This window comes from Extibacter sp. GGCC_0201 (genome assembly GCF_017566055.1).
GTDB lineage: Bacteria > Bacillota > Clostridia > Lachnospirales > Lachnospiraceae > Extibacter.
Genome location: NZ_JABFCH010000026.1, coordinates 34,784 through 58,304 on the forward strand (window position 1 = coordinate 34,784; position 23,521 = coordinate 58,304).

Below are 23,521 nucleotides of genomic sequence, written 5' to 3' on the forward strand. Positions count from 1 at the left end.
TCAACGCCTCCATTCATACCCCTATTGGGTATTTAGATTATACCTCCATCCGGTATATTTGTCAACGGGGGGGACATGCAAAATGACAAAAAATATTAAATCAAAAGATGAGGGCCGGACCCCCGCTCTCATACACGGCAGTTCCAGCCCCTTTCTCTCACTACTGGCAGAGCGGATACTTGCTCGTAAGCCCTGCCACAATTTCTTTTGCTTTCTCTATATTATCTTCACTCTTTATCACAAGCACGATTGCTTCTGCAATCGTATCCATGTCCCCTTCCTTCATCCCTCTCGTTGTCACGGCCGGAGTGCCAAGCCTTACGCCGCTCGTCACAAACGGGGAACGCGGGTCATTCGGAATCGTGTTCTTGTTGCATGTGATGTGGGCCTCATCCAGGCGTCTCTCCAAATCCTTGCCCGTAACTTCTTCTTGGCTTAAGTCCACGAGCATGAGATGGTTGTCCGTGCCTCCGGACACGATCCTTACCCCTCTGTCCATAAGTCCCTTGCAGAGTGCCTGCGCATTATCGATAATCTGCTGCTGGTATGCTTTGAATTCCGGCTCCAGCGCCTCCTTGAAGCAGACTGCCTTACCTGCGATGACATGTTCCAGCGGTCCGCCCTGGGTTCCCGGGAATATCGCCTTGTCAAAGTTGAACTTGTCCGCCGCTTCCCTGTTGCACAGTATCATGCCGCCTCTTGGCCCGCGCAGCGTCTTATGGGTCGTCGTCGTCACTACATCGGCGTACGGTACCGGGCTCGGATGAAGTCCCGCAGCTACCAGCCCGGCTATATGGGCCATGTCCACCATAAGATATGCGCCTGCTTCATCTGCAATCTCCCGGAACCTTTTAAAGTCAATCGTCCTCGCATATGCGCTGGCGCCTGCGATGATAAGTTTTGGCCTCTCCTTTAGCGCAATCTCCCTTACATCGTCATAATCGATGACTCCGTCCGCGTTGACTCCGTAAGAGACGATATCAAAATACTTCCCGGAAAAGTTCACCGGTGACCCGTGGGTCAGATGTCCCCCGTGATCCAGGTTCATGCCAAGCACTTTATCACCCGGATCTACCATTGCAAAATATGCGGCAAGGTTAGCCTGTGCTCCGGAATGAGGCTGAACATTAGCATAGTCGCAGCCGAACAGCTTCTTCGCCCGCTCCCGCGCCAGGTTTTCCACGACATCCACGCATTGGCACCCGCCGTAATAACGTTTCCCCGGATAGCCTTCCGCATACTTGTTGGTGAGGGGGCTGCCCATAGCTGCCATCACAGCCTTGCTCACCCAGTTTTCAGAGGCAATCAATTCGATGTGAGAATTCTGCCGCTCCATCTCTGAATTGATCGCCTCAGCTATTTCACTGTCTGTTTTTTTAATCTCGTCAAATGCATACATGTTTGTACCTCCCAGGCAATTCTTGCATATTTACGTTACCTATCAGGTACATTATATCATTATTGCGTATTTGTTCCAAGGGTTACTTCTACACTGCTCTCTTTATACTCGCCGCCCTTGTCCGGAGTCTGTACGGTCAACGTAACCTTTTCTCCCGCTTTATAATACTGGAGCTGTTCTTTCAATGTATCCATGCTGTTGATTGACGTACCGTCAAGCTCCGTGATGATGCTGCCCTTGGCAAGCCCTGCCTTTTTGGCCCCGCCGCCGTCGATAACTTCTGATATATAGACGCCGGTCGGCATATTGTACATCTGTGCGCTCTCAGAATTGACATCCACGCCCTGGATTCCGAGATACCCCTGCTCGCCTTCCGCAACCTTTGTTCGTGTCTCTTTGTTCATCAGATTCTGTATGATGCTGCCTGCGTCAGATATCGGTATCGCGTAGCCCATGCCTTCTACCGTGTCGGTAGCCACTTTGATCGAGTTGATTCCGACAACCTCGCCATTGGCATTAAGAAGCGCGCCGCCGCTGTTGCCTGGGTTGATGGCAGCGTCCGTCTGAATCAGTTCACCGTCGTACGTGTCAAGCTCTCTGTTCGTGGCAGAGATGATACCCGTCGTGACAGACTGGCCGTAACCGAGGGCATTGCCAATCGCGATAGCCGGTTCCCCGACCTTCAGCTTGGTAGAATCACCGAGCGTGGCAACCGCGATAGCGTCCATCGTGGAACTCTTCACAGAATCCAGCGGCACCGCAATCACTGCCAGGTCTTTTGCCGCATCCGTACCTTTTACATTCGCTTCTACGCTCTCTTCATCGATAAAGGATACGGTAAGCGTATTGCTGCCTTCCACCACATGGTTATTTGTCACGATAAGAAGTTCGTCGTCATTCTGTCCTACGATGATGCCGGACCCTACGCTCTTGCTTTCCTGCTCCTGCACGCCGCCGAAGAAATTCTGCACCTGCTGTACGCTCATATTCGTGATGGAGACGACTGACGGCATGGCCTTTTCCGCTATATCCGCAATGTCCGAGTTTACCGTACTGTTTGTGGATGTGTTCAGCTTCGTGCTGCCCACGGTAGATGCCTGCTTTGCAGTCTTGCCGCTGCCGCCTGTTCCGAAGATTTTATTTCCGACGACATTGCCCGTCTGGAATACCACGCTTGCCACGAGGCCAAAGACAAGTGCAGAACATATAAGCTTCACCCACTTCGGCGTTGTCTTCTTCACCCGTTCCGGCTTATTGTCATAACCGCCTGGCGTTCCTCCTGCATGCTCCTGTTCCGGATTATAATAATTATATTGATTGTCCATATATAAGACTCCTTTCGTTTTATAAGTCAGATGAACAGTTGTTTCTAACTGTCTATGTATGTAGTGTACCGTGTAATTGTGTTCAATCTGTGATAAAACCATGAGAAAATCGTTAAATGTCAAAAAAGAAAGAGAAGGGCGTACATATCCGCTGCATCGCTTTCCGTCGAACGGAACACTCTGCAGCAATCCTATACGCCCTTCTCTGTTTTCAATCAAAGAACTGCCTGCCAGCTCTCTATTAAGCTTCTGATTTCTTCTTCCTCTCCCGAAAGCGACCCTTGCACCATCTCCTTCTTGCCGCCGCCTCTTCCGAAGAATCTGCCATTCAGCTCCTTGCACAGGGGACGGACATCTTCCGTCCTGCTGCCGATGACATAACGGTATCCATCGCCGCCCGTTCCCGCCAGCACGGCGCATACATGGGCCCCTTTGTCCAGAAGCAGATTCATAAGTTCCCTCGGACCGCTCCCGGCAAGCTCCGAGTCGAACACGACCACTCTACCGCCGTCCGCGCCAATCTCCGCTGCCTTATATGCAATCAGCTTCTGCTGGAGAGAAGCGAGCTTCCCTTTCTGCTGGATATGTTCCTCTTTCAGATGGCAGACCGCCACCGCGGCCTCGTCCTCCTTCGCGCACAGAAGCGCCGAGACCGCCTTGACATTGCTCTCCTTCTGCTGGTAGTCCTTCAGGGCGCGTATGCCACATAACATGTTGATCCGTTCCCCGCCTTTGTAATTGACCATATCTGTCAGCTTGATGAGGCCAATCTCCCCTGTCCTGTCCACATGGGGGGCACAGCATGCACACACGTCATAACCGGGCACGGTTACGATACGCACCTGCCCTTCTATCTCTATCTTGCTCCGGTAGTCCATGTTCTTCAGCTCTTCTTTTGACGGATATGCCACCTCAAGATCCAGGTCTCTGAACACGGCTTCATTGGCAAGCTCTTCAATCTCTTTGAGCTCCTCCTTCGTTATCGGCCCATTGAAGTCGATTGTACAATAGCCGCTCCCAAGGTGGAATCCTACGTTGTCATAGCCGAACTTCCTGTGGACAAGTCCTGAGATGATATGTTCGCCCGAATGCTGCTGCATCTTCTCGAACCGTTCCGCCCAGTCAATCCGTCCCTCCACTCTCGTCCCCGGTTCCAGCGGCCCATCAGCCATATGTCTTACAATGCCGCCCTTTTCGTGTGCATCTGTTACACGGACGGTGCCGAGCCATCCGGTATCGGCATACTGTCCGCCTCCTTCCGGAAAGAAGGCTGTCTCATTCAGAATAATCTCGTATCCGTCCCCGGACGGCTCACATGACAGCACTTCTGCTTCAAATTCCTGCATATGGCTGTCCTCATAGAACAACTTCCTTGTCATCACATCCACCTTCTCTTACATCCTCTCCGGAGCCTCGAATCCGAGCAGGCCGATGCACGCCTCCAGCACCTTCCTGGTCAGCATGAGCAGCCCGATATAGCTCCTTTTCCTGTCCACATCTTCTTGTGCCAGTATCTTCGTCTCATGGTAAAAACGGTTGAAGACATTAGCCAGGTCATAGATATAGGCACAAATCTTGTGAGGCGCAAGATCCTCGAATGCAGTCTGCACCACCTCATTATACTTGGCAGCCTCCAGCATAAGCGCCTTCTCGCTCTCTGAATGAGCCCCTTCCATCTTGATTCCTTCAAAGGAACCGCCGTTTTCCCTGTACTTGTTCAGTATCGACTTGATACGCACGATCGTGTACAGAATATACGGTCCGGTGTTGCCTTCAAAGGATGTGAACCTGTCCACGTCGAACACATAATCTTTGGACGCCTGGTTGGACAAGTCTCCATATTTGATTGCGGACATGCCGACAATCTGTGCTGTACGGGCCGCATTCTCCTCAGACACCGTACGGTTATCTGTTATCTTCTTGTACATCTCCTCCTCGATTTCAGCAATCAGGCTTTCCAGCCGCATCACTCCGCCCTCCCGCGTCTTGAAAGGCTTCCCGTCCTTCCCGTTCATCGTGCCAAATCCAAGGAAATAAAGCTTCGTCTCTTCTCTGACGATGCCTGCTTTCTTGGCGGCCCGGAACACCTGTTCAAAATGCAGCTCCTGCCGCTTGTCCACCACATATATGATCTCATCCGGATGATAGTCCTGTTCCCTCTGTACGAGCGTTGCAAGGTCGGTCGTGCCGTAAAGCGACGCCCCGTCCGACTTCTGTATCATGCACGGAGGCACTTCCTTCGTGTCCGTCTCTTCCTGCACGTCAATCACGAGAGCGCCGTCATCGACACGGGCATGCCCTTCTTCTTTCAGCCGCTTCAGCATATCAGGGATATATCTCTGCGCGTCCGCCTCCCCCTTCCAGAGGTCAAAGCTGACACCCAGGTTCTCGTAATTTTTCTTAAGATCCGCTACCGATACAGCCATGATATGGTTCCATACGGCCGTATACCCTCTGTGTCCGTTCTGAAGGAGGAACGTGGCATTGAGCGCCTGTTCGCGGTAGTCCTCCTCCTCTTTTGCCCTGCTGCTCGCTGCAGGATATATCTCTTCAAGCTCTGAGATGGTAAACGGCGCCTCCTCCGGATATTCGCCTTCATAGCTGTCGTCAAAGTAGGGAAGTTCCGGCTGTCGGCATCGAAGCTCGGTAATGATCAGACCCATCTGGTATCCCCAGTCACCGAGGTGGATATCTCCGAGCACTTTGTGTCCCATCGCTCTTGCGACGCGCTTCAGGCTCTCTCCGATGATTGCAGAGCGCAAGTGCCCTACATGAAGCGGCTTGGCCACGTTCGGCCCGCCATAATCGACGATAATCATCTTCGGCTCCGCGGCCTTTGTAAGGCCGAGCGCCTCGTCGTCGTTCATCTCGTTCAGGTAATCAGCGGCAAACGACTCCTTCAGCCGGATGTTGATGAATCCCGGCTTCACAGCTTCTGCCTCCTTGATACATGAATCCGCAGAAAGATTTGCAGCCACGGCTTGTGCGATCGCTATCGGCGCCTTCCGGTATGCCTTTGCTCCTGCCATCGCGCCGTTGCACTGGTATTCACACAGGTCGGGACGGTTGGACAGCGTCACCTTGGCATAGGACTTGTCATACCCTGCTTTCTCGAACGCCGCTTCCATCTCTTTCTCTATGAGACTGATAATTTTTTCCATTTTGCCTCCTCCTTGCATATATGGCTTCTATATAAGAAAAACTTGAATATAACGTATTTTACCTAGTTATTCTATCACAAGGTAAGTTTGGCAACAACTATATTTTAAATCTGCTGTTGCAAAACCTTCCACGGCATGGTATTATATTAATAACAATTACTATTATTATATCAGAGGAGGTCATCATATGAACAAAAATGTATTCCGCAACTTATCCTACGGCGTCTATATCATCTCTACACTGGACGGCAGCCGCAGCACTGGCTGTGTCGCCAACAGCATCATGCAGATTACATCGGAGCCTGCTACCATCGCTCTCAGCATGAACCATGACAACTTTACCAACTCCTGCATCGCAAAAAGCGGCAGGTTTGCAATATCCATATTGTCGGAGTCATCTGCCTCTTCCCTCATCGGACAATTCGGCTTCCAAACCGGCAAAGACGTGGACAAATTTGAAGGCGTCAGCCATACCATGAAGGAAGGGCTCCCTGTCATCGACGATTCCTGCGGTTATATCGTCTGTAACGTCATAGACACGATGGAGACTTCCACTCACACCGTATTCCTCGGTGAAGTTGTGGATGGAGATATCCTGGAAGACTCCCCGGCTATGACATATGCATACTATCACAATGTCGTCAAAGGAAAGAGTCCGAAGAACGCTCCTACTTATCTGCCGGATGAGACAGAAGGAGCAGACAGCTCTGCCGCAAAATGGGTATGCAGCGTATGTGGTTATGTGTACGACCAGGAGACGCCGTTTGAAGACCTTCCCGATTCCTATAAATGTCCTGTCTGCGGCCAGGGAAAGGATAAGTTCCGCAGGCAGTGACAAATGATTGAAAAGAGAGGTATACAACTGTGATAAAGCTAGGTTCCCACGTCAGCATGAGCGGTAAGGATATGCTGCTTGGCTCGGCAAAAGAGGCGGCGTCCTACGGTGCCGATACCTTCATGGTATTTACCGGGGCACCCCAGAATACGAAAAGAAAAGACATAAGCGAACTGAATATAGACTCCGCGTGGGAATATATGGACAGCCATGATATAAGCGAAATCATCATCCATGCGCCTTATATTATCAATCTGGGGAATTCGGTAAATCAAAAGACATATGAACTGGCCGTAGAATTTCTCCGGATGGATCTGCAGCGCAGCGCCGCCTGCCAGAGCCAGACGCTCGTCCTCCATCCCGGCGCACACGTTGGCGAAGGGGCAGACAAAGGTATCGCCCAGATCATAAAGGGGCTTAACGAGATTCTGACAAGAGACACGTCCGTCCATATCGCGCTGGAGACGATGGCCGGAAAAGGTTCTGAAATCGGCCGTACGTTCGAAGAGCTCGCACGTATCTACGACGGTGTCGTCTTTAATGACAAGCTGAGAGTATGTTTTGATACATGCCATACGCATGACAGCGGTTATGATATCGTCCACGATTTTGACGGTGTCATGGAGCATTTTGACAAGGTAATCGGCAAAGACCAGATTGCGGTATTCCACATCAATGACAGCCGCAATCCGAGGGGGGCCGGCAAAGACAGGCATACCAACATCGGCAGCGGCGAGATAGGTTTCGATGCTCTCTCCTACATCGTACACCATCCTGATTTCCGGGAAATCCCGAAAATACTCGAGACACCCTATATCCCATCGGTCGATCATCCCAAGAAGGCCTATCCACCTTACAAGCACGAGATAACGATGCTCAGAAGTGGTCTGTTCAACCCCCGTCTTGCGGATACTGTACTGGAAGAATACGAAGCGGACAGCATCCGATAACTTTTTATACTGGCTATCCTACGATCCCGGCAGAAGCATGATATCTCTGCCGGGACTTTTTGCACGATTTTCGCGCCAATCTTGCTCAATCACTTGACAACTTCTCCCTTTTGTATTATTGTATTACATAGATAATACAATAATAATTATCCTTTCAGAAACGAGGTGATTACATGCCATGGGATTTAGATAATGAACGGCCCATCTATCTGCAGCTTATGGAGAAGATACAGCAGGATATCATAGCAGGTATATATAAGCCCGGCGACAAGCTTCCATCTGTGCGTGACCTTGCGCTGGACGCTGCCGTGAACCCTAACACGATGCAGAAGGCGCTGTCCGAGCTCGAGCGCAGCGGCCTGGTATACTCTCAGCGGACAAGCGGACGCTTTATAACGGAGGATGAAAAGATGTTGAAACAGATGAAGACGGAACTTGCTTCAGAACACATCAAAGACTTTTTTGAAAAAATGAAACAGCTCGGCTTTCAGGAGGAGGAAACCCTTCTGTTAATCCAGGAAGCGATAAAGGAGGAACACTAATATGAATCCAATTTTGGAATGCCAGGGTCTTTCCAAAAGGTATGGCAGCAGCTTCTATGCCCTGAACAACCTGAGCCTTTCTATCGGGAGGGGACAGATTGTGGGGCTGCTTGGACCTAACGGAAGCGGAAAGACTACGTTCATCAAACTGATAAATGATATTCTCGTACCTACTTCCGGCAAGATATTGATTGACGGCAAGGAACCCGGCGTAGAGACTAAAAAAATCGTGTCTTATCTTCCGGACCGCATCCATCTCGATGACTCCATGAAGATAAAAGACATGATTGTATATTTTTCTGATTTTTACAGTAATTTTGTGACGGACAGGGCTTATAAGATGCTTACGGACCTGGAGATAGACGTGAACAAACGTCTGAAGACATTTTCAAAGGGTACGAAGGAAAAAGTCCAGCTTGTGCTCACCATGAGCCGGGACGCGCAGCTCTATGTCCTGGATGAGCCGATCGGCGGCGTGGATCCGGCCGCAAGGGATTATATATTGCAGACGATACTTGGCAACTATAACGAAAACGCCACTGTTATCATATCCACCCACCTGATCCATGATATTGAAAATATACTCGACCGTGTCATATTCATCCGCCAGGGCCAGCTCGCTCTCAATGCTGCTGTAGATGAGATACGCTCAGACCACGGCAAATCCGTAGACGCACTGTTCAGGGAGGTGTTCAGATGTTAGGCAAACTGATTAAATATGACATGAAAGCATTGAACCGGTTCTTAGTTATCATACACGGTTTTCTCATACTGTCTGCCCTGGCCGGAAGATTCTTTCTTACAAGCCGGATACAGTTTACAGAAGTCAACGACACGACCACGCTCATGCTTTCACTCACCTTTATGCTTTATTTTCTCATAGTGTCCGGTGTCGTGTTTGGAACGCAGATGATAGTAGCGGTAAAGTTCTATAAGAACCTGTTCTCAAGTGAAGGCTATCTGACCCGGACGCTTCCGGTGACACCGGGCCAGCAACTGCTCTCAAAGACGATAGCTGCAACTGTCTGGTGCATTATCGACATCCTGCTCATCATACTGTCCATGTGGATAGTCATCATGACACCGTCCGTTGCGGGTGCGTACAGCTCAAACAAGGCAGAAGTCCTCAACCAGCTCGGAATCACAGGCGATACGACTCCCGCGCTGCTCATAGCCGTAATCATCCTGCTTGTAATCATCGGTGCGGTCAGCAGTGTCATCATGATATATGCCTCCATCGCCATGGGGCAGCTGTTTTCTAATCACCGCATCCTCGGGGCCGTAGTCTCCTACTTCATCATCACGACAGTCGTATCCATCTTCAGCCTGCTCGTCATGACGGTTACCGGCTTCTTCTCCGATTATATGCCGATTGCCTCGCAGAATGGAACCTTAGACTTCAACTTTGCAGAATATATGATATATCTCTGTAAGATTACGGCCGCACTCTCCATCGTTACGTCTGTCATCCTCTACCTCTTTACGTACTATATTCTGAGGAAGAAGACAAATCTTCAGTAAGAGCCAAAGCATTGCTTGCAAAACAGCCGGGCCCTGCCATATGTAACAGCAGGAACCGGCTGAATTTTTATCTGATATAGACTAGAACACCACCTGAATCAGGAACATATACAGTATGGTTCCCGCCCCGATACTGAGCAGATTGTTGCGTTTCCACACGTGAAGCCCTGCCGTCACGATGACCGCCAGCGCTTCCGGCACGCCATGGGGGCTCTCCAGCACAGGCGTCGCTTTCAGGCAGTACACGACAAGCATCCCGATTACGGCAGGCGTAAGCACCTTCCCGAGATACTGTACGACACGGGGAATCTCCTTTCCTTTCGGAAACACGAGAAAAGGGACGACACGGGTCGCGAAGGTCGTACCGGCCACTGCAAGTATTATGAGAAATGACATGGCTGCACTTATAGGCATTGTATCTCCTCCCTTCTCTCCAGCCTCGTACGCAGCATAAACAGTACGAGGACGATGAGCAGCATGGAAGGAAGCACGAACTTATCCGTGCCGAATATCTGAAGGCAGAGGAATGCAGCAGCGATTCCGATTACCGCAGGCGTCCTGTTCTTCCTGTCCATCCACTGTTCTACGAATATGACGACAAACAAAGCGGTCATGGCAAAGTCAATCCCATCCGAATTGAAAGGGAGCAGGCTGCCGGCCAGTCCGCCGATAGCAGAGCCGATAATCCAGTACGACTGGTCCATCAGGGATATGGCAAAGAGGAACTTCTCCTCTTCTACCCCATCCGGCACTTTTGTCGTACATAAAAGGGAATACGTCTCATCGGTCAGACCGAAAATCATATACCAGCGTTTTCTGCCCATATTATTGAACTTCTCCAGAAGAGAGATGCCATAGAAGATATGGCGTATGTTCACCATCAGCGTCATAAATATAACCTGGAGGAACGAGATTCCAGGCACAAAAAAGTTTACTGCCAGGTATTGTCCCGACCCCGCATATACGAGCAGGCTCATCAGCACCGCCCATAAAAAAGAATAGCCTTTCTCCGCATACATGACTCCGAATGCGATGCCGATAAAGATATAGCCCGTCATTACCGGAATCGTGTATGGAAATGCCTTTTTAAATGCCTCTTTATATCCCGACATCTTCTCCCAACCCATCCTTTGTATTTTTAAAAAGTCAGACCTCTTAAGATGCAGAGGTCTGACTTAATATACTTTATTCATTACTGCTTGTCCCAGTGGAATCTTCGTATGCATTCTTCAAATCTGCCAAAGCTTCCCTGAGCAACGCGTCAGATTCGACGGCACTGTGATACTGTGACGTAGTGTCCGCCAGCAGCTTGTCCACATCATCCTGGCCGGCCACTTCTTCCACGGAACTTTTCAGTTCTTCGTCCTCCACGGTCTGGCTCACATGATATTTGCCGCTCTCTTTGTTCTTTTCTACATACAGCGTACCCAATCCAGGAACCCCTGTGTAGATATCTTTTATCTTCATATCATATTTGACAAAAGCCACATATGAATCTTTGTATTTTCCCAATTTCGTATAGACCTGTACGTTGTCATAGGACTCGACAAAATCCGAATTCTCTGCCAGACGCGCGTAGTAAGACTTTACCACGTCTGTCACCTCCGGGTACTCTTCCAGCATCAGCGGATTCGTCTCCATGCTGTCATATCCTTTGTTTTCCGCCTTGACGTCCTGGGAATTTGTCTTTTGTGCTTTCTGGACCTTCTCTTCCGTAAGATTGAATCCGACTACGCCCAGCGCCAGTACGAGCAGCATGACGGCTATGATTATATTAGCCCTTCTATACTTCTTCAGCCGGCCGGAGCAGTCTTTCCATCTTGCTTTCATAAGACTCCCTCCATTGTAAGCACTTTTTTAAGTACACACCCGGGCGGATTCGAACCGCCGCTCCCGCCTCCGGAGGGCGGTGCTCTATCCCCTGAGCTACGGGTGCATAATTTGTCCTATATGAAATTGCCTTTGTAATATTATCACATTTCTTAAGTAATGTAAAGAAGATATCTTCGACAAAATAAAAGTTTATATGTACTCCATCTTCTCAAAGTACCGCATCAGTATATCCGTGCAGTTCTCTAAACCCAGATCGGATGTGTTCAGTATCATATGGTAATTGTTGACGTCCCCCCATGCCTTGCCTGTATGTTCATGATAGTAAAGGGCACGCTCTTCGTCTGTCCTCTCCACCTTCTCATCGGCTTCCTCATAGGAGATGCCGTCCTTCTCCATAATCCTCCGTACCCGGTCCTCTTTGTCCGCGCATACATAGATATTGAATACATTCTTCCTGTCCTTCAATATCTCCGAGGCACAGCGTCCAAGGATGATGCATGGCTTCTGTGCCAGCTCCTTTATCACTTCCACTTCAGATTCATAGATATTCTTATACAGCTCCTGTTCCACGTTGACCTTGTCATATACAGGTATCTCAAGCCTCTTTGACAGTTCCTGCGCGATGATGCTTGCCCCTGTACCGTAACGCCGGCTCATAGTAATTACCAGTTTCATACCGATTCCTCCTTAGCAGTGCAGATTGTGAACAGTTCTATTATAGCACTTTGCCGGCAAAAAAGGTATCCTTTTTTATCTGCCTAATACTTAAGCCCCTCCAGGTCCTCCCCGGGATATACGATTTTCTGTACATATTCCTCTCTGATTTCCCATATGTTGCCGCATACATTGAAGATTGTCCAGCTGTCGATCTCAAAGACGCGCTGCCAGCTGTCTTTGATGCGCCGCTCTTCCTCGGGATACATGCCTTTATACCGTCCCTCGAAGAATTCAAACCCGCTGGAGATGCCAATCCCCTTCAGATGTTCCTTATAGGCCGCCCTGTCACGGGCGTCTTTCGGCAGATAGATCCGGTTCAGCACATAGTCCCACTTTGCCTCGTCAAAATATATCACCTTATCCTTCGGCACTTCCAGCACATATACGACCGTCCCGTCAATCGGCTTCAGGCAGTTCTGTGCACTGATCGAACACCAGATTGGAGCTTTTACGTCCTCTGGCTTTGGCACCCTCTTTGCCGCTGTTTCCGTAAACCAGTCGTAGCTTTCCAAAAACAGCGGTGCGATATCTCCGAAGTGCATCTCCACATATATTCTCTGATTGATGATGCGGCCCTGCTTCTTTAACGGCAGCAGCGTCTTATCATTCTGTCTCGTATACAACCTGACTGTATCCTGTCCCATTCCACCACCCTCCTTAGTATCATTCTAACACCCGGCGCTCGTGATGGAAAGGGACATCTTTATTACTCCTGTAGTTTTTTCAGCTTCCGGTCGTAATAATATGCATTATCCGACAGCACATCCTCTTCTTCTACCTGGGTCGCGTTAATATCCGCCACCATCGCTGCCAGCTCCTTCTTGCCAGGCGCTTCGCTCTCCGGTATGATTATCACTTCATGGACGCTGCTCGGGAGCACGTAATAGTTCTCTTTGAGACAGCATCCGATGTACGCAAGCAAGCCGTCATACAAGACCGCGGCCGCTCCGAAGCTCCTTATGGAATTGCTCAGAACATACATGACATCCCTTCCCGGCTCCTCTTTGTTTCCCGTCAGCTCTGCTATCACTTCTTTCATCGTCCTGAACTCGTAGGGAAGGAGCCGTTCTGTATTGCGGCATGCCTGGCGGTATATCTCCTCTTCGGTTACGTTCCACAGCTTCAGATGCTCATTCTTGACCATCATCGCAGCCGTGCCATAGGCATTTACCTCAAACAGGACATAAAACACGGCGGCCATGTCCAGGTACGGCACATATGGGGTATCCGTCAGCATATTTTCATTCTTTTCCTTGTTGACGAGGTGATATACGATTCTCTCTTTTACCTTCGTATAAGCTGATATATTATCCTTATCCCACGAACGGCTGAAGCTTATCTCCTCGTACAGCCTCAATATATCCCCGGCGGCATCCTCAACCGTGCCTCCTGACAGAAACTGCTCATAGTATTCTTCCAGATATATGGCAGGCGATATATTGACCCCTTGCTTCGTCAGCCTTATCCCTTTCCTCTCCCTTCCATTATTCTTGATCGCCGTGTGGATACATACGGCAATGTCGTCATCGGTTCCCTCGTTCACTTTTCTTTCTACGGCCTGCACAAACTGATCGTAAGTCATATTACTCCTTTCTTCGTGCAGCAGTATCTTATTGGCTCTTTTTCTGAATATCCGGCAGAAGCTGCCAGGACACGGCCATATCTGTCAATCTGGCCGTTATGCATATCGATGTCATCTGGACAGGCTGTATGATACAGCCCTGAAATATTATGGTATAACAATTATAAAAAAGCCCTGCAGAAATTGCAAGGCTTTTCTTGTCATTATTATTATAAACTTGTCATGCCGTCCGGCAGTGCCGCAGTCGGAACATGACTATACCCGTGACAGGTATTCTCCTGTACGTGTATCGATTTTCAGCTTGTCTCCCTGTTCCACGAACAGAGGTACCATAACCTGAGCCCCGGTCTCGACGATAGCCGGTTTCGTAGCCCCCTGGGCAGTGTCGCCTTTGAATCCGGGCTCTGTCTCAATAATGTCAAGTTCAACCGTTATCGGCGGCTCTATGGAAAACACGTTCCCCTGATAAGAGATAACTTTTACGTTCTCATTCTCTTTTACGAACTTCAGAGAGTCTCCGACCGTATCTGCATTGACTGCAATCTGGTCGTATGACTCCACATCCATGAAATAGAATAAATCGCTGTCTGAATAAAGGTACTGCATCTCTTTCCTGTCGATGTGCGCCTGTTCAAACTTTTCTGTCGGACGGAATGTCTTCTCGACAACACCGCCGTTGATGATATTTTTCATCTTTGTACGGACGAAGGCAGCTCCTTTTCCTGGCTTTACATGCTGAAACTCCAGAATCTGGTAGATATTCCCCTCGATCTCTACGGTCAAGCCGTTCTTAAAATCACCTGCTGATACCATGAATAATCCTCCTTAAAAGGTGCGACAACGGCACCTGACGTTCTTTCTCACTTTTCTAATTCTATAATATATTCTGCCTTTTTTCAACCTTTTTTTACCTGTCGAGGCTCTTCTTGTAAAAGTGCAGCACTATTTTCTCCAGATAACGCTTCAGTACAATCTGAATCTCCTCTTTCGGGTGTATCGGCTTCACGAGTATATTCGGAATACCCGCCCTCTTAGCTCCCCATACATCGGTGAAAAGCTGGTCGCCGATAAAGACCGTATTATCCGTCCCAGTCCCCATAATCTCCATGGCTTTCACATAGTTCTTCGTGGATGGCTTATGGGCATTATACACATAGTCCACCTGGATATTCTTATTGAACATCCTGACCCTAGGTTCCTGGTTGTTCGAGATGAGGCAGCAGCCGAAGCCTATCCGCTTAAGCCTCGCGAACAGTTCTTCCGCCCGCCTATCCGCCGGCGCGCCATGGGGCACCAGCGTATTATCGATGTCAAAGATAAGTCCCCTGACACCTTCGCTGTACAGTTTTTCAAAATCTATGACATAGGTAGATGCCACGTATCTGTCCGGAAAAAATCTATCAAACATTATTTATCTTCCATTTCTGTAACGCGCTGCACAAGCTCTTCACATATCTGAAGCACGTTCTTATTGTCTGTATTGATTACGATGTCCGCAGCCGCCTCATATTTTTCACGGCGCTGCTCCATCAGCTCTGATATCCCTTCCACGTTCTTGCGCCCGTTCAGCACCGGCCTGTCGTCGCTGTCTTTCACACGCTCGTATATCGTCTCGGGGCTGGCCGTCAATAGTACGACCCTGCCGTTTTTCTTCATCTCGTCTACATTGCGCTCTCTGAGAGCGGCTCCGCCACCGCAGGAGATTACGGTATTCTTTCTCGACTGCATCTCTATCAGCAGATTGGTCTCCAGATTTCGGAAGTATTCTTCCCCGTATGTAGCGAATATGTCCGGAATGCTCATCTCCTCCCTGTCTGCAATCACCTGATCCATCTCTATGATTTCCATCGCAAACATCGTACTCAGATAATCGGAAACCGTCGTCTTGCCGGCTCCCATGAATCCGATGAGCACGATATTGTAATCAAACAGCTTCCTCGCCTGGATTCTCTTGCTGTTCTTGAGTATGCAGCGGAATACATCATATATCTCGTCTTTATACTTGCTGCCAGCCAGCTTTTCTTCCAGACGCTGCTTCTGCTTCGCTTCCTGCTGAGGCTGCAGGATAGGCATTCCATACTTTTCTTTGTATGCCATAATCTTCTCTATGACCGCGTTCCGCTCCACCAGGGCGTCAATAAGCTTATCATCACACAATGCCAGCTGCTCTCTGTACATCTCTAAATCATTCATATTTTTCTTTCTCTCCTGTTTTATACTGATCCGTTTTCACACCGGTATATTATATCAACTTTCCCGATACTGCGCAACAATTATACTTTATTTTTTCAGGCTGTAATAGTCTTTTACGTAATCTGCGAACATCCTGGCGATAGGGGCCTGGTACTTGTTTTTCAGCGTCACCATATAGATAAACCGCCGGTAGTCCAGATTCTCTATCTCCAGGAAGGATGCCTTCATACTCCGCACCGTAGCCGCATCCGGCACGATGCAGACGCCGAATCCTCTCGTCACCAGCCCGACCATGGCGCTGTCCTCGTCCACGGTATAGACGATATCCGGCTTCATTCCGTAATCTTTGAATATCTGGCTGATGACGCCGCGCAGACCGCTCCCTTTATTGAAGAATATCTGAGGATATGAGGCAATCTCCTCAAAGCTCGCCTTCCTCCTGCCGGCCAGCGGATGTCCCGGCGGCACGGCCGCAACAAGCTTCTCCTGCGACACAGGGATAAATTCCAGCTCTTTTTCCCCCGATACCATGGAGCAGAAGCCGATGTCATACTTCTCTTCTTTTACGCCTTGTACGATTTCCTTCGTGATACCATTGCTGAAGCCAAAGTCTACCTGCTTGTCCTTGTTTGTCTCCAGAAAGCCGGATACCAGCTCAGGGATAAATTCGCTCCCCTGCGTGTATATGTAACCGATGTCGACCTTGCCGCTCTTCTCGCTCGTCATGGCCTTCGTCTTCTTGATTCCCGCATCCAGTATATCGAGCGCCTCCTCGGCGTATTCCATAAACAGCCTGCCGTATTTGGTGAGGGCCACGTTTCTTCCCTGCCGTTCGAACAGGCTTGTACCGAGTTCCTCTTCCAGCGATGATATGGCATGGCTCAGGCTTGGCTGTGTAATCGACAGCTTTTGGGCTGCATTAGTATAGTGCTCCATATGTGCAAGTGTCACAAAGTAGTGCAATTGATTCAAATTCATAATCTGCCTCCTTTGTCTATTTTTTACAATCATACCACAATCCATAGAATATATCTATCAAACAATGCAAAAACATGAATTTGTTTTATCTTTAACAATATCTTATAATCCGACTATAGAACCGTGTTGGACGATATGTTAAGTAATGGAGGATGTTAAGATGAAGAATAATTTTAAGCACTTGTTTTCCCCACTCTCCGTCAGAGGGATGACGATGAAAAACCGTGTTGTCATGATGCCTATGGGCAGCAACTTGGCGGAACACGACGGCAGCATGAGCGATGAGCACATCGCTTATTATGAGCTTCGGGCCAAAGGCGGGACCGGGCTTATCCTCGTGGAGAATATCTGTGTAAAATATCCGGAAGGCGCAAACGGCACGACACAGCTGCGTATTGACAAAGACTGCTATATACCCCGGCTTTACAAGCTGACGGAAGCCTGCCACAGGCACGGCGCATGTATGGGGATTCAGCTCAACCATGCGGGCGCTTCCGCCATGTCCGCCCGCACGGGCATGCAGCCTGTCTCCTCTTCCGTTCTGCCATCCAAACCAGGCGGCGAATGTCCCAGGCCGCTGTCGAGAGAAGAACTGGAAAGCATCGCCGCAGACTACGGCGCCGCCGCAAGGCGGGCGGTCAACGCAGGGTTTGACCTTGTAGAAATCCACGCAGGACACTCCTACCTGATCAGCCAGTTCCTCTCGCCGACCATGAACGACCGGACAGACGAGTTCGGGGGCTGCGCCAAGAACCGGGCCCGCTTCTGCCGGATGGTCATCGATGAGGTCCGCTCCGCTGTCGGGCCCCGTGTTCCTGTCTCCCTGCGGCTCAGCGTCGATGAACTCGTGGATGGGGGCAATACGATAGACGACTGCCTCGAATATCTGGAATTCCTGGATGACGGCGTAGATATCTATGACACTTCGGCTGCGTTGAATCCGTCCATTCAGTACCAGATTGACGCGAATTATCTGGCAGACGGCTGGCGCTCCTACATGGCCAGGGCAGTCCGGGAGAAGTTCCACAAACCGACCATCGCTATCGGCAACATCCGAAGCCCGCAGGCGGCGGAAGATATACTGGCCAAGGGTGATGCAGACCTTATCGGTATCGGGCGCGGCCTTATCGCAGATCCCGACTGGTGCTGCAAAGCAAGGCGGGGCGACGTATCCGGCATCCGCAAATGCATTTCCTGCAATGTGGGCTGCGTCGGCAACCGCATCGGCGGCAACCGTCCGCTGCGCTGTACGATAAACCCAGACGTGACAGGAGGCGATGCGTATAAGAGGCAGAAAGTGGCAAGGCCGTGCAATGTAGTCGTTGCCGGTGCAGGGACGGCCGGGCTGGAGGCTGCCTGTACTGCGGCCGAGGCCGGCTGCAGCGTTACGCTTCTCGAAAAGCAGGACCACATAGGCGGACTTTCTGTGGAAATCTCTAAGATTCCTGCCAAAAAGCGGCTTGCCGACTTCCCTGCTTATCTCAGGCACCGCGCGGAGGAGCTTGACAACCTGACCATCCAAACCGGGGTGGACGCCACTGCCGATATCATCAGATCCTTCCAGCCTGACCTCGTAGTAAACGCCACCGGCTCCGTCCCGCTTCTCCCGCCAATCGACGGCCTGCACGAGAATCTTGCGGACAGGCAATCGAATGTGTACTCCATTCTGGATCTCATCCACAATATCGACCGCTATCCAGAGGACATGTCCGGCAAGAGCGTCATCGTAATCGGAGGCGGAGCCGTCGGACTTGACGTTGTAGAATTCTTCGCCCCCCGCGGCGCAGACACGACCATCATAGAGATGATGCCCTCCATCGGCAACGGCCTGGACGCCTCCTCCACCGCTTCCATGAAAGAGTGCATGGAGAAGCATAAGGTGAAGCAGCTCGTAAACACCGCGCTTAAGAAAGTCAATCCCCACTCCTTCCTCGTGGAACAAGGCGGAAAAGAAGTAGAACTGCCATTCGACTACGGCTTCGTCTGCCTCGGCATGAAAGCCCATGCCCCCATTTGGGATGCGCTCACCAAAGCCTTTGAGAACGAGGACATCGCACTTCTCAACATCGGAGACTCCGTCCGTGCCAGAAGAATCATCGATGGAACCGATGCGGGCAGACATATGGTTCTCAACACGTTAAAACAGCTTGGATATTTATAAAACAAACCGGGGACAGGTTAAAATGAAATGGGGACGGGGTTTTTTGAGAAAAACCCCGTCCCCATTTCATTTTAACCTGTCCCCATAAGCATGAATCTTATTTTTTCTTATTTATCTTCCAGCACTTTGTCTGCAAATACCTTGAGCTCCATGCTTCCAATATCGCCTTCATCGCGTTTTCTGACGGATACAACATTCTCGGCAACTTCTTTTTCTCCCACGATTACCATGTAAGGTACTTTCTGCATCTGCGCCTCGCGAATCTTGTAGCCGAGCTTCTCGCTTCTGCCGTCCAGTTCTACACGGATTCCAGCTTCTTTCAGCTCGTCCGTCACCTTCTGTGCATAATCGGCAAACTTGTCTGATACGGGCAGGATCTTGACCTGTACCGGTGCAAGCCATGTCGGGAACTTGCCTGCGTAATGCTCGATAAGGATACCGATAAACCGCTCGATGGAACCGAAAGCAACCCGGTGTATCATGATCGGCCTGTGCTTTTCGCCGTCTGCACCGGTATACTCAAGCTCGAACCTCTGCGGCATCTGGAAATCGAGCTGGATAGTGCCGCACTGCCATGTCCGGCCGATGGAATCTTCCAGATGGAAGTCGATCTTAGGGCCATAGAACGCGCCATCGCCTTCGTTAACCACATAATCCACTCCAAGCTCTTCCAGTGCGCCTCTTAATCCTTCTGTGGCCATCTCCCAGTCTGCATCGCTTCCCATGCTGTTCTCCGGCCTCGTAGACAGTTCCACGTGATATTTGAATCCGAACTTGGAGTACACTTCGTCAATCAGCCTTGCCACCCCTTTGATCTCATCCCTTATCTGATCCTCTGTCATGAAGATATGGGCATCGTCCTGAGTAAAGCAGCGCACGCGCATGAGCCCGTGCAGCTGTCCGGACTTCTCGTGCCGGTGTACAAGCCCGAGCTCGCCGACCCGCATCGGAAGGTCTTTATAAGAACGTGGCTCTACTTTGTACACGAGCATCCCGCCCGGACAGTTCATCGGCTTGACTGCATAGTCTTCTTCGTCGATGACTGTCGTGTACATATTATCTTTATAGTGGTCCCAGTGTCCGGAATTCTCCCACAGGTGCCTGGACAAGATGATAGGCGTGGAAATCTCAACGTATCCTTCTCTCAGATGCAGCTGCCTCCAGTAATCGATAAGCAGGTTCTTGAGCACCATCCCTTTAGGCAGGAAAAATGGAAAGCCGGGGCCTTCATCCATAATCGCGAACAACCCCAATTCTTTTCCAAGCTTTCTGTGGTCACGCAGACGAGCTTCTTCCATCCTCTTAAGATAAGCCTCCAGCTCGTCCGCTTTCGGGAAGGATGTCCCATAGATTCTCGTGAGCATCTGGTTGTTCTCATCTCCGTGCCAGTAAGCCCCTGCCACGCTCTGAAGCTTGAACGCCTTGATGACGCTCGTGTTGGACACATGAGGGCCTGCGCAGAAGTCTACAAACTCTCCCTGCCGGTAAAGGCTGATCTCCTCCTCGTCCGGGAGATCCTGGATCATCTCTGTCTTATAAGTCTCTCCTCTTTCTTCCATCATCTTCAAAGCTTCTTCACGGCTCACGACGCTTCTCTCAAGCGGCAGCGACTCCTTGACGATTCTGCGCATCTCCTTCTCTACCTCAGTCAGATGTTCTGTCGTAAATGGAAAGCTGAATTCAAAATCATAATAATAGCCGTCTTTGATTGCCGGCCCGATTGCCAGCTTCGTATCCGGGTACAGACGCTTTACGGCCTGGGCCAGGATATGGGATGTCGTGTGGCGGAATGCCTCCTGTCCCACTTCATCTGCAAATGTCAGATCCTGCACGGATCCGTCTCTCATGCTTACTTTCATCTTGTTACGCTCCTTTCGATTCTCTTTTTATTTTGCTTTAGGAAACATATTTTGCCTAGGGCAGTAACATTTCCTCTAACATAAGAAAAGCACCCAAAACAGACTGCTTACGCTGTCCGTTTAAGGGTGCATCTGATTGCTGCACGGTTCCACCTTAACTTTTCACTTCAGACTCTCACAAGTCCTATCCCTTAACGCAGGAGTACGACGATGCTTACTGTCGGTTCAGCACCACAGCTCAGGAATGGTTTTCGTCTGCCTTCTGCCATAAAAAACTTCCACCAAATGTTTTTCTCTCTGTATGGGTCCGATAGATTACTCTTTTCCGTCTCTGCTTTTCTCATGTTAATCGCTGTATACCAGCTACTTCCCATTATAGCAACACATGATAAAAAGTCAACGCATTTTCAGATTATTTTTTGATTCTTTATCTTTCGATAGCTGCCTGTACATCTGCCCGGAACTGCTTCCATGCATCTTCATTTTCTACGAAGTATTTCGGACAGTTCTTCTCCGTCACATCGTAATGCCGGATGACATCTTCGCTGTCCAGATCAAACTTCATGCAAAGCCACGCACAGAGCCGTACCATAGACTTATATGTCTCATCATTGAACTTTCCCGTCTCATCCGGATGGCAGCACTCGATAGACACCGTATCATTATTCCTGCTGTTGGACGCATACGCAACTTCCCAGGTCGGGACGCACTGGACAATCTCACCTTCCAGGCCAACGATGAAGTTGCTGCTTGCCTTCGTCTCATGACTGTCCTTGAGCCCTTCAAAATAATTCCGGTTATCCATGGCGGTTGCACCAGGATTGGCCGTATAATGCACGACGATTCCCTTAATCTTGTCCGTCTTCGTCCCTGGCCTTGAGTAGGGGTTCTCCGTGAGCAGCTCCACGTCCAGGTCCGGCCGGGAAGCGTCGATATCGCTGCCCTTGAGCTCAATGTAATCATCTGTAAACCAGGCCGGCTTTACAATCCTGACTATCCCCACCAGCACGATGAGCACCGCAAGCACGAGTATTCCGAGCCGTACGTTACGCCGAATCATCCTCCTGCGCCTTGCTTCCGCTATTCTTCTGTCCATATCATCTCTCCATTCACCCTACACCATTCTATCACAGGAAGGAGAAATATTTTATGAAAAAATACTTATAATTTTCTGAATCTTAAAATGAAAAGACGTACGACGTGTCAGACACAGCCTTCTCTTTGCCCCTTACTATCGGGCTTACAAAATTGTCCTTATTAACCGCATCGGGAAAATACTGCGTCTCAAAGCATATGCCCTGGTGCTTTCCATACAGCGCCCCTTCTTTCCCACGTTCCCGGTCCAGAAAATTGCCGCTGTACACCTGTATCCCCGGCATATCCGTATATATGTCCATGCCGATGCCGCTCTCCTCGCATGAAAAGCCGCCCACTTTCCGGAATCCGCCTTCGTTCAGCACCCAGTTGTGATCATAGCCTCCGGCATAATTCAGGGCTTCATAATCTGCCTGTATATCCCGCCCAACCGGCTTACGGGCGCGAAAATCCATAGGTGTTCCCGCCACATCCACAATCTCACCGGTCGGAATCGACTCCTCGTCCGCACGTGTATAGGCATCCGCTCCCAGCCACAGCTCCTGCTCCAGCACATCTCCCGAATCATGTCCGTTCAGATTGAAATAGCTGTGGTTTGTCATATTCACTATCGTATCCGCTTCCGCTTCCGCCTCATAATGAATCCTTAGCCCGTTCCCCTCATCCAGGCTGTATGTCACCGTTATATCCAGGCTGCCCGGGTACCCCTGGTCCCCATCCGGACTGAACAGATGAAGTACGATATGCCTCTCATCTGCCTCTTTTACGTCCCATAGTCGATGGTTATATACATCAGGACCACTGTGCAGGTTATTGCCATTGTCATTTTGAACAAGCGTATATGTCTGGCTATTCAGCGTAAACTGTGCCCCTCCGATACGGTTGGCCACTCTTCCTACTGTCGCCCCGAGTGACTGTCCTCCTGCTTCATAATCACGGGCACAGTCATAACCGAGCACGACGTCTCTCACCCTGCCGTCTTGTCCCGGCACATATACTGATACGACAGCCGCGCCGTAGTCGGTCACGCAGACCGTCATGCCGTTAGCATTTTTGAGTTCGTATAAGTTCGTTTTTTCTCCTTTTTCTGTAATTCCAAAATCCCTTACCATCGCAAAATCCTCCTGTCACTTTATTCCTGCGGGCAATGGGCCAAAGCTAAGCACCCTTAGCCTTGGCGACTGCCGCGAAGGCCAAATACCCGGCACCTCGTTGCGAGGTGTTTGACTATCCTAATGATACCGTTCTTTACGTCCCATGTCCAGTACTGCAAGATCGTAAATGTGGGTTTAGTAAACTGAGACGCCGATGGGGAGGTAGGGGGCAGATGCTCCGATGCGTCCGGGAACTGCGACTATCACACAGATTCC

The 23,521-nt window shown here is 50.0% G+C and carries 23 protein-coding genes, 1 tRNA gene and 1 other annotated feature; of the genes, 6 read left to right on the top strand and 18 right to left on the bottom strand.

Going from position 1 to position 23,521, the window contains the following annotated elements; translation table 11 throughout:
• Window positions 1-160: 160 nt before the first annotated feature.
• The 4 genes from glyA to argS all read right to left on the bottom strand — a co-directional run bounded on the left by glyA (window position 161) and on the right by argS (window position 5,885).
• Window positions 161-1,399 carry a serine hydroxymethyltransferase gene (gene glyA / locus HJV72_RS15580; RefSeq protein WP_208072310.1) on the bottom strand — a complete coding sequence of 413 codons (1,239 nt, stop codon included), beginning with the start codon at window positions 1,397-1,399 and terminating at the stop codon, window positions 161-163.
• Window positions 1,400-1,458: 59 nt separating this feature from the next.
• On the bottom strand, window positions 1,459-2,724 hold the full coding sequence (locus HJV72_RS15585; protein WP_208072312.1) for a S1C family serine protease: 1,266 nt from the start codon (window positions 2,722-2,724) through the stop codon (window positions 1,459-1,461).
• A 215-nt stretch (window positions 2,725-2,939) separates the two neighbouring features.
• Window positions 2,940-4,103 carry an alanyl-tRNA editing protein gene (locus tag HJV72_RS15590; RefSeq protein ID WP_208072314.1) on the bottom strand — a complete coding sequence of 388 codons (1,164 nt, stop codon included), beginning with the start codon at window positions 4,101-4,103 and terminating at the stop codon, window positions 2,940-2,942.
• A 15-nt stretch (window positions 4,104-4,118) separates the two neighbouring features.
• Window positions 4,119-5,885 carry an arginine--tRNA ligase gene (gene argS / locus HJV72_RS15595; protein WP_208072316.1) on the bottom strand — a complete coding sequence of 589 codons (1,767 nt, stop codon included), beginning with the start codon at window positions 5,883-5,885 and terminating at the stop codon, window positions 4,119-4,121.
• Window positions 5,886-6,072: 187 nt separating this feature from the next.
• On the opposite strand from argS, the gene HJV72_RS15600 reads away from it, so the two are divergent.
• The 5 genes from HJV72_RS15600 (at window position 6,073) to HJV72_RS15620 (ending at window position 9,733) form a co-directional block, all read left to right on the top strand.
• Entirely contained in the window at window positions 6,073-6,720 is a 648-nt protein-coding gene (locus HJV72_RS15600) for a flavin reductase (RefSeq protein WP_208072318.1), read from the top strand.
• 32 nt (window positions 6,721-6,752) lie between these two features.
• Window positions 6,753-7,670 (top strand): deoxyribonuclease IV, encoded by a 918-nt coding sequence (locus tag HJV72_RS15605; protein WP_208072356.1) that lies wholly within the window; start codon window positions 6,753-6,755, stop codon window positions 7,668-7,670.
• A 173-nt stretch (window positions 7,671-7,843) separates the two neighbouring features.
• On the top strand, window positions 7,844-8,212 hold the full coding sequence (locus tag HJV72_RS15610) for a GntR family transcriptional regulator (RefSeq protein WP_208072320.1): 369 nt from the start codon (window positions 7,844-7,846) through the stop codon (window positions 8,210-8,212).
• Window position 8,213: 1 nt separating this feature from the next.
• On the top strand, window positions 8,214-8,915 hold the full coding sequence (locus HJV72_RS15615) for an ABC transporter ATP-binding protein (RefSeq protein WP_208072322.1): 702 nt from the start codon (window positions 8,214-8,216) through the stop codon (window positions 8,913-8,915).
• Window positions 8,909-9,733 carry a hypothetical protein gene (locus HJV72_RS15620; RefSeq protein WP_208072324.1) on the top strand — a complete coding sequence of 275 codons (825 nt, stop codon included), beginning with the start codon at window positions 8,909-8,911 and terminating at the stop codon, window positions 9,731-9,733. The genes HJV72_RS15615 and HJV72_RS15620 overlap by 7 nt, the downstream gene beginning before the upstream one ends.
• A gap of 81 nt (window positions 9,734-9,814) precedes the next feature.
• Here HJV72_RS15620 and HJV72_RS15625 read toward each other — a convergent pair whose 3' ends face one another.
• The 11 genes from HJV72_RS15625 to HJV72_RS15675 all read right to left on the bottom strand — a co-directional run bounded on the left by HJV72_RS15625 (window position 9,815) and on the right by HJV72_RS15675 (window position 17,036).
• Window positions 9,815-10,147: a branched-chain amino acid transporter permease gene (locus HJV72_RS15625; protein WP_132274174.1), complete on the bottom strand. Its 333-nt coding sequence runs from the start codon at window positions 10,145-10,147 to the stop codon at window positions 9,815-9,817.
• On the bottom strand, window positions 10,138-10,845 hold the full coding sequence (locus HJV72_RS15630; protein ID WP_208072327.1) for an AzlC family ABC transporter permease: 708 nt from the start codon (window positions 10,843-10,845) through the stop codon (window positions 10,138-10,140). Before HJV72_RS15630 ends, HJV72_RS15625 begins: the two co-directional genes overlap by 10 nt.
• A gap of 73 nt (window positions 10,846-10,918) precedes the next feature.
• Complete coding sequence (locus HJV72_RS15635) at window positions 10,919-11,563, bottom strand: hypothetical protein (protein ID WP_208072329.1); 645 nt, start codon at window positions 11,561-11,563, stop codon at window positions 10,919-10,921.
• Between the two features lie 34 nt (window positions 11,564-11,597).
• Window positions 11,598-11,669 (bottom strand) — tRNA-Arg (locus HJV72_RS15640).
• A gap of 86 nt (window positions 11,670-11,755) precedes the next feature.
• Window positions 11,756-12,241 (bottom strand): cytidylate kinase-like family protein, encoded by a 486-nt coding sequence (locus HJV72_RS15645; protein ID WP_208072330.1) that lies wholly within the window; start codon window positions 12,239-12,241, stop codon window positions 11,756-11,758.
• Between the two features lie 83 nt (window positions 12,242-12,324).
• Window positions 12,325-12,927, bottom strand: coding sequence for a DUF3841 domain-containing protein (locus HJV72_RS15650; protein ID WP_208072332.1), 603 nt, complete (start codon window positions 12,925-12,927; stop codon window positions 12,325-12,327).
• Window positions 12,928-12,989: 62 nt separating this feature from the next.
• Window positions 12,990-13,865, bottom strand: coding sequence for a DUF5688 family protein (locus HJV72_RS15655; protein WP_208072334.1), 876 nt, complete (start codon window positions 13,863-13,865; stop codon window positions 12,990-12,992).
• A 255-nt stretch (window positions 13,866-14,120) separates the two neighbouring features.
• Entirely contained in the window at window positions 14,121-14,678 is a 558-nt protein-coding gene (efp, locus tag HJV72_RS15660; RefSeq protein WP_066577881.1) for an elongation factor P, read from the bottom strand.
• 94 nt (window positions 14,679-14,772) lie between these two features.
• Window positions 14,773-15,273 (bottom strand): YqeG family HAD IIIA-type phosphatase, encoded by a 501-nt coding sequence (locus HJV72_RS15665; RefSeq protein ID WP_208072336.1) that lies wholly within the window; start codon window positions 15,271-15,273, stop codon window positions 14,773-14,775.
• Entirely contained in the window at window positions 15,273-16,058 is a 786-nt protein-coding gene (locus tag HJV72_RS15670) for a shikimate kinase (protein ID WP_208072338.1), read from the bottom strand. Before HJV72_RS15670 ends, HJV72_RS15665 begins: the two co-directional genes overlap by 1 nt.
• Window positions 16,059-16,145: 87 nt before the next feature.
• Complete coding sequence (locus HJV72_RS15675) at window positions 16,146-17,036, bottom strand: LysR family transcriptional regulator (RefSeq protein WP_208072340.1); 891 nt, start codon at window positions 17,034-17,036, stop codon at window positions 16,146-16,148.
• Between the two features lie 160 nt (window positions 17,037-17,196).
• Between HJV72_RS15675 and HJV72_RS15680 the strand changes: the two genes are divergently transcribed.
• A complete protein-coding gene (locus tag HJV72_RS15680) occupies window positions 17,197-19,197 on the top strand; it encodes an NAD(P)/FAD-dependent oxidoreductase (protein WP_208072342.1) in 2,001 nt (666 codons plus the stop codon).
• 107 nt (window positions 19,198-19,304) lie between these two features.
• Here the strand turns inward: HJV72_RS15680 and thrS are convergent, their stop codons facing one another.
• From thrS to HJV72_RS15695, 3 genes are all read right to left on the bottom strand, one after another.
• Complete coding sequence (thrS, locus tag HJV72_RS15685) at window positions 19,305-21,056, bottom strand: threonine--tRNA ligase (protein ID WP_208072344.1); 1,752 nt, start codon at window positions 21,054-21,056, stop codon at window positions 19,305-19,307.
• Between the two features lie 119 nt (window positions 21,057-21,175).
• Window positions 21,176-21,397, bottom strand: a binding site (T-box leader).
• Between the two features lie 86 nt (window positions 21,398-21,483).
• A complete protein-coding gene (locus tag HJV72_RS15690; RefSeq protein ID WP_208072346.1) occupies window positions 21,484-22,152 on the bottom strand; it encodes a peptidoglycan recognition protein family protein in 669 nt (222 codons plus the stop codon).
• Window positions 22,153-22,234: 82 nt separating this feature from the next.
• The gene (locus HJV72_RS15695; protein ID WP_208072348.1) at window positions 22,235-23,263 is read right to left on the bottom strand and encodes an aldose epimerase family protein; all 1,029 of its coding nucleotides are present in this window, start codon (window positions 23,261-23,263) and stop codon (window positions 22,235-22,237) included.
• Window positions 23,264-23,521: the final 258 nt, after the last annotated feature.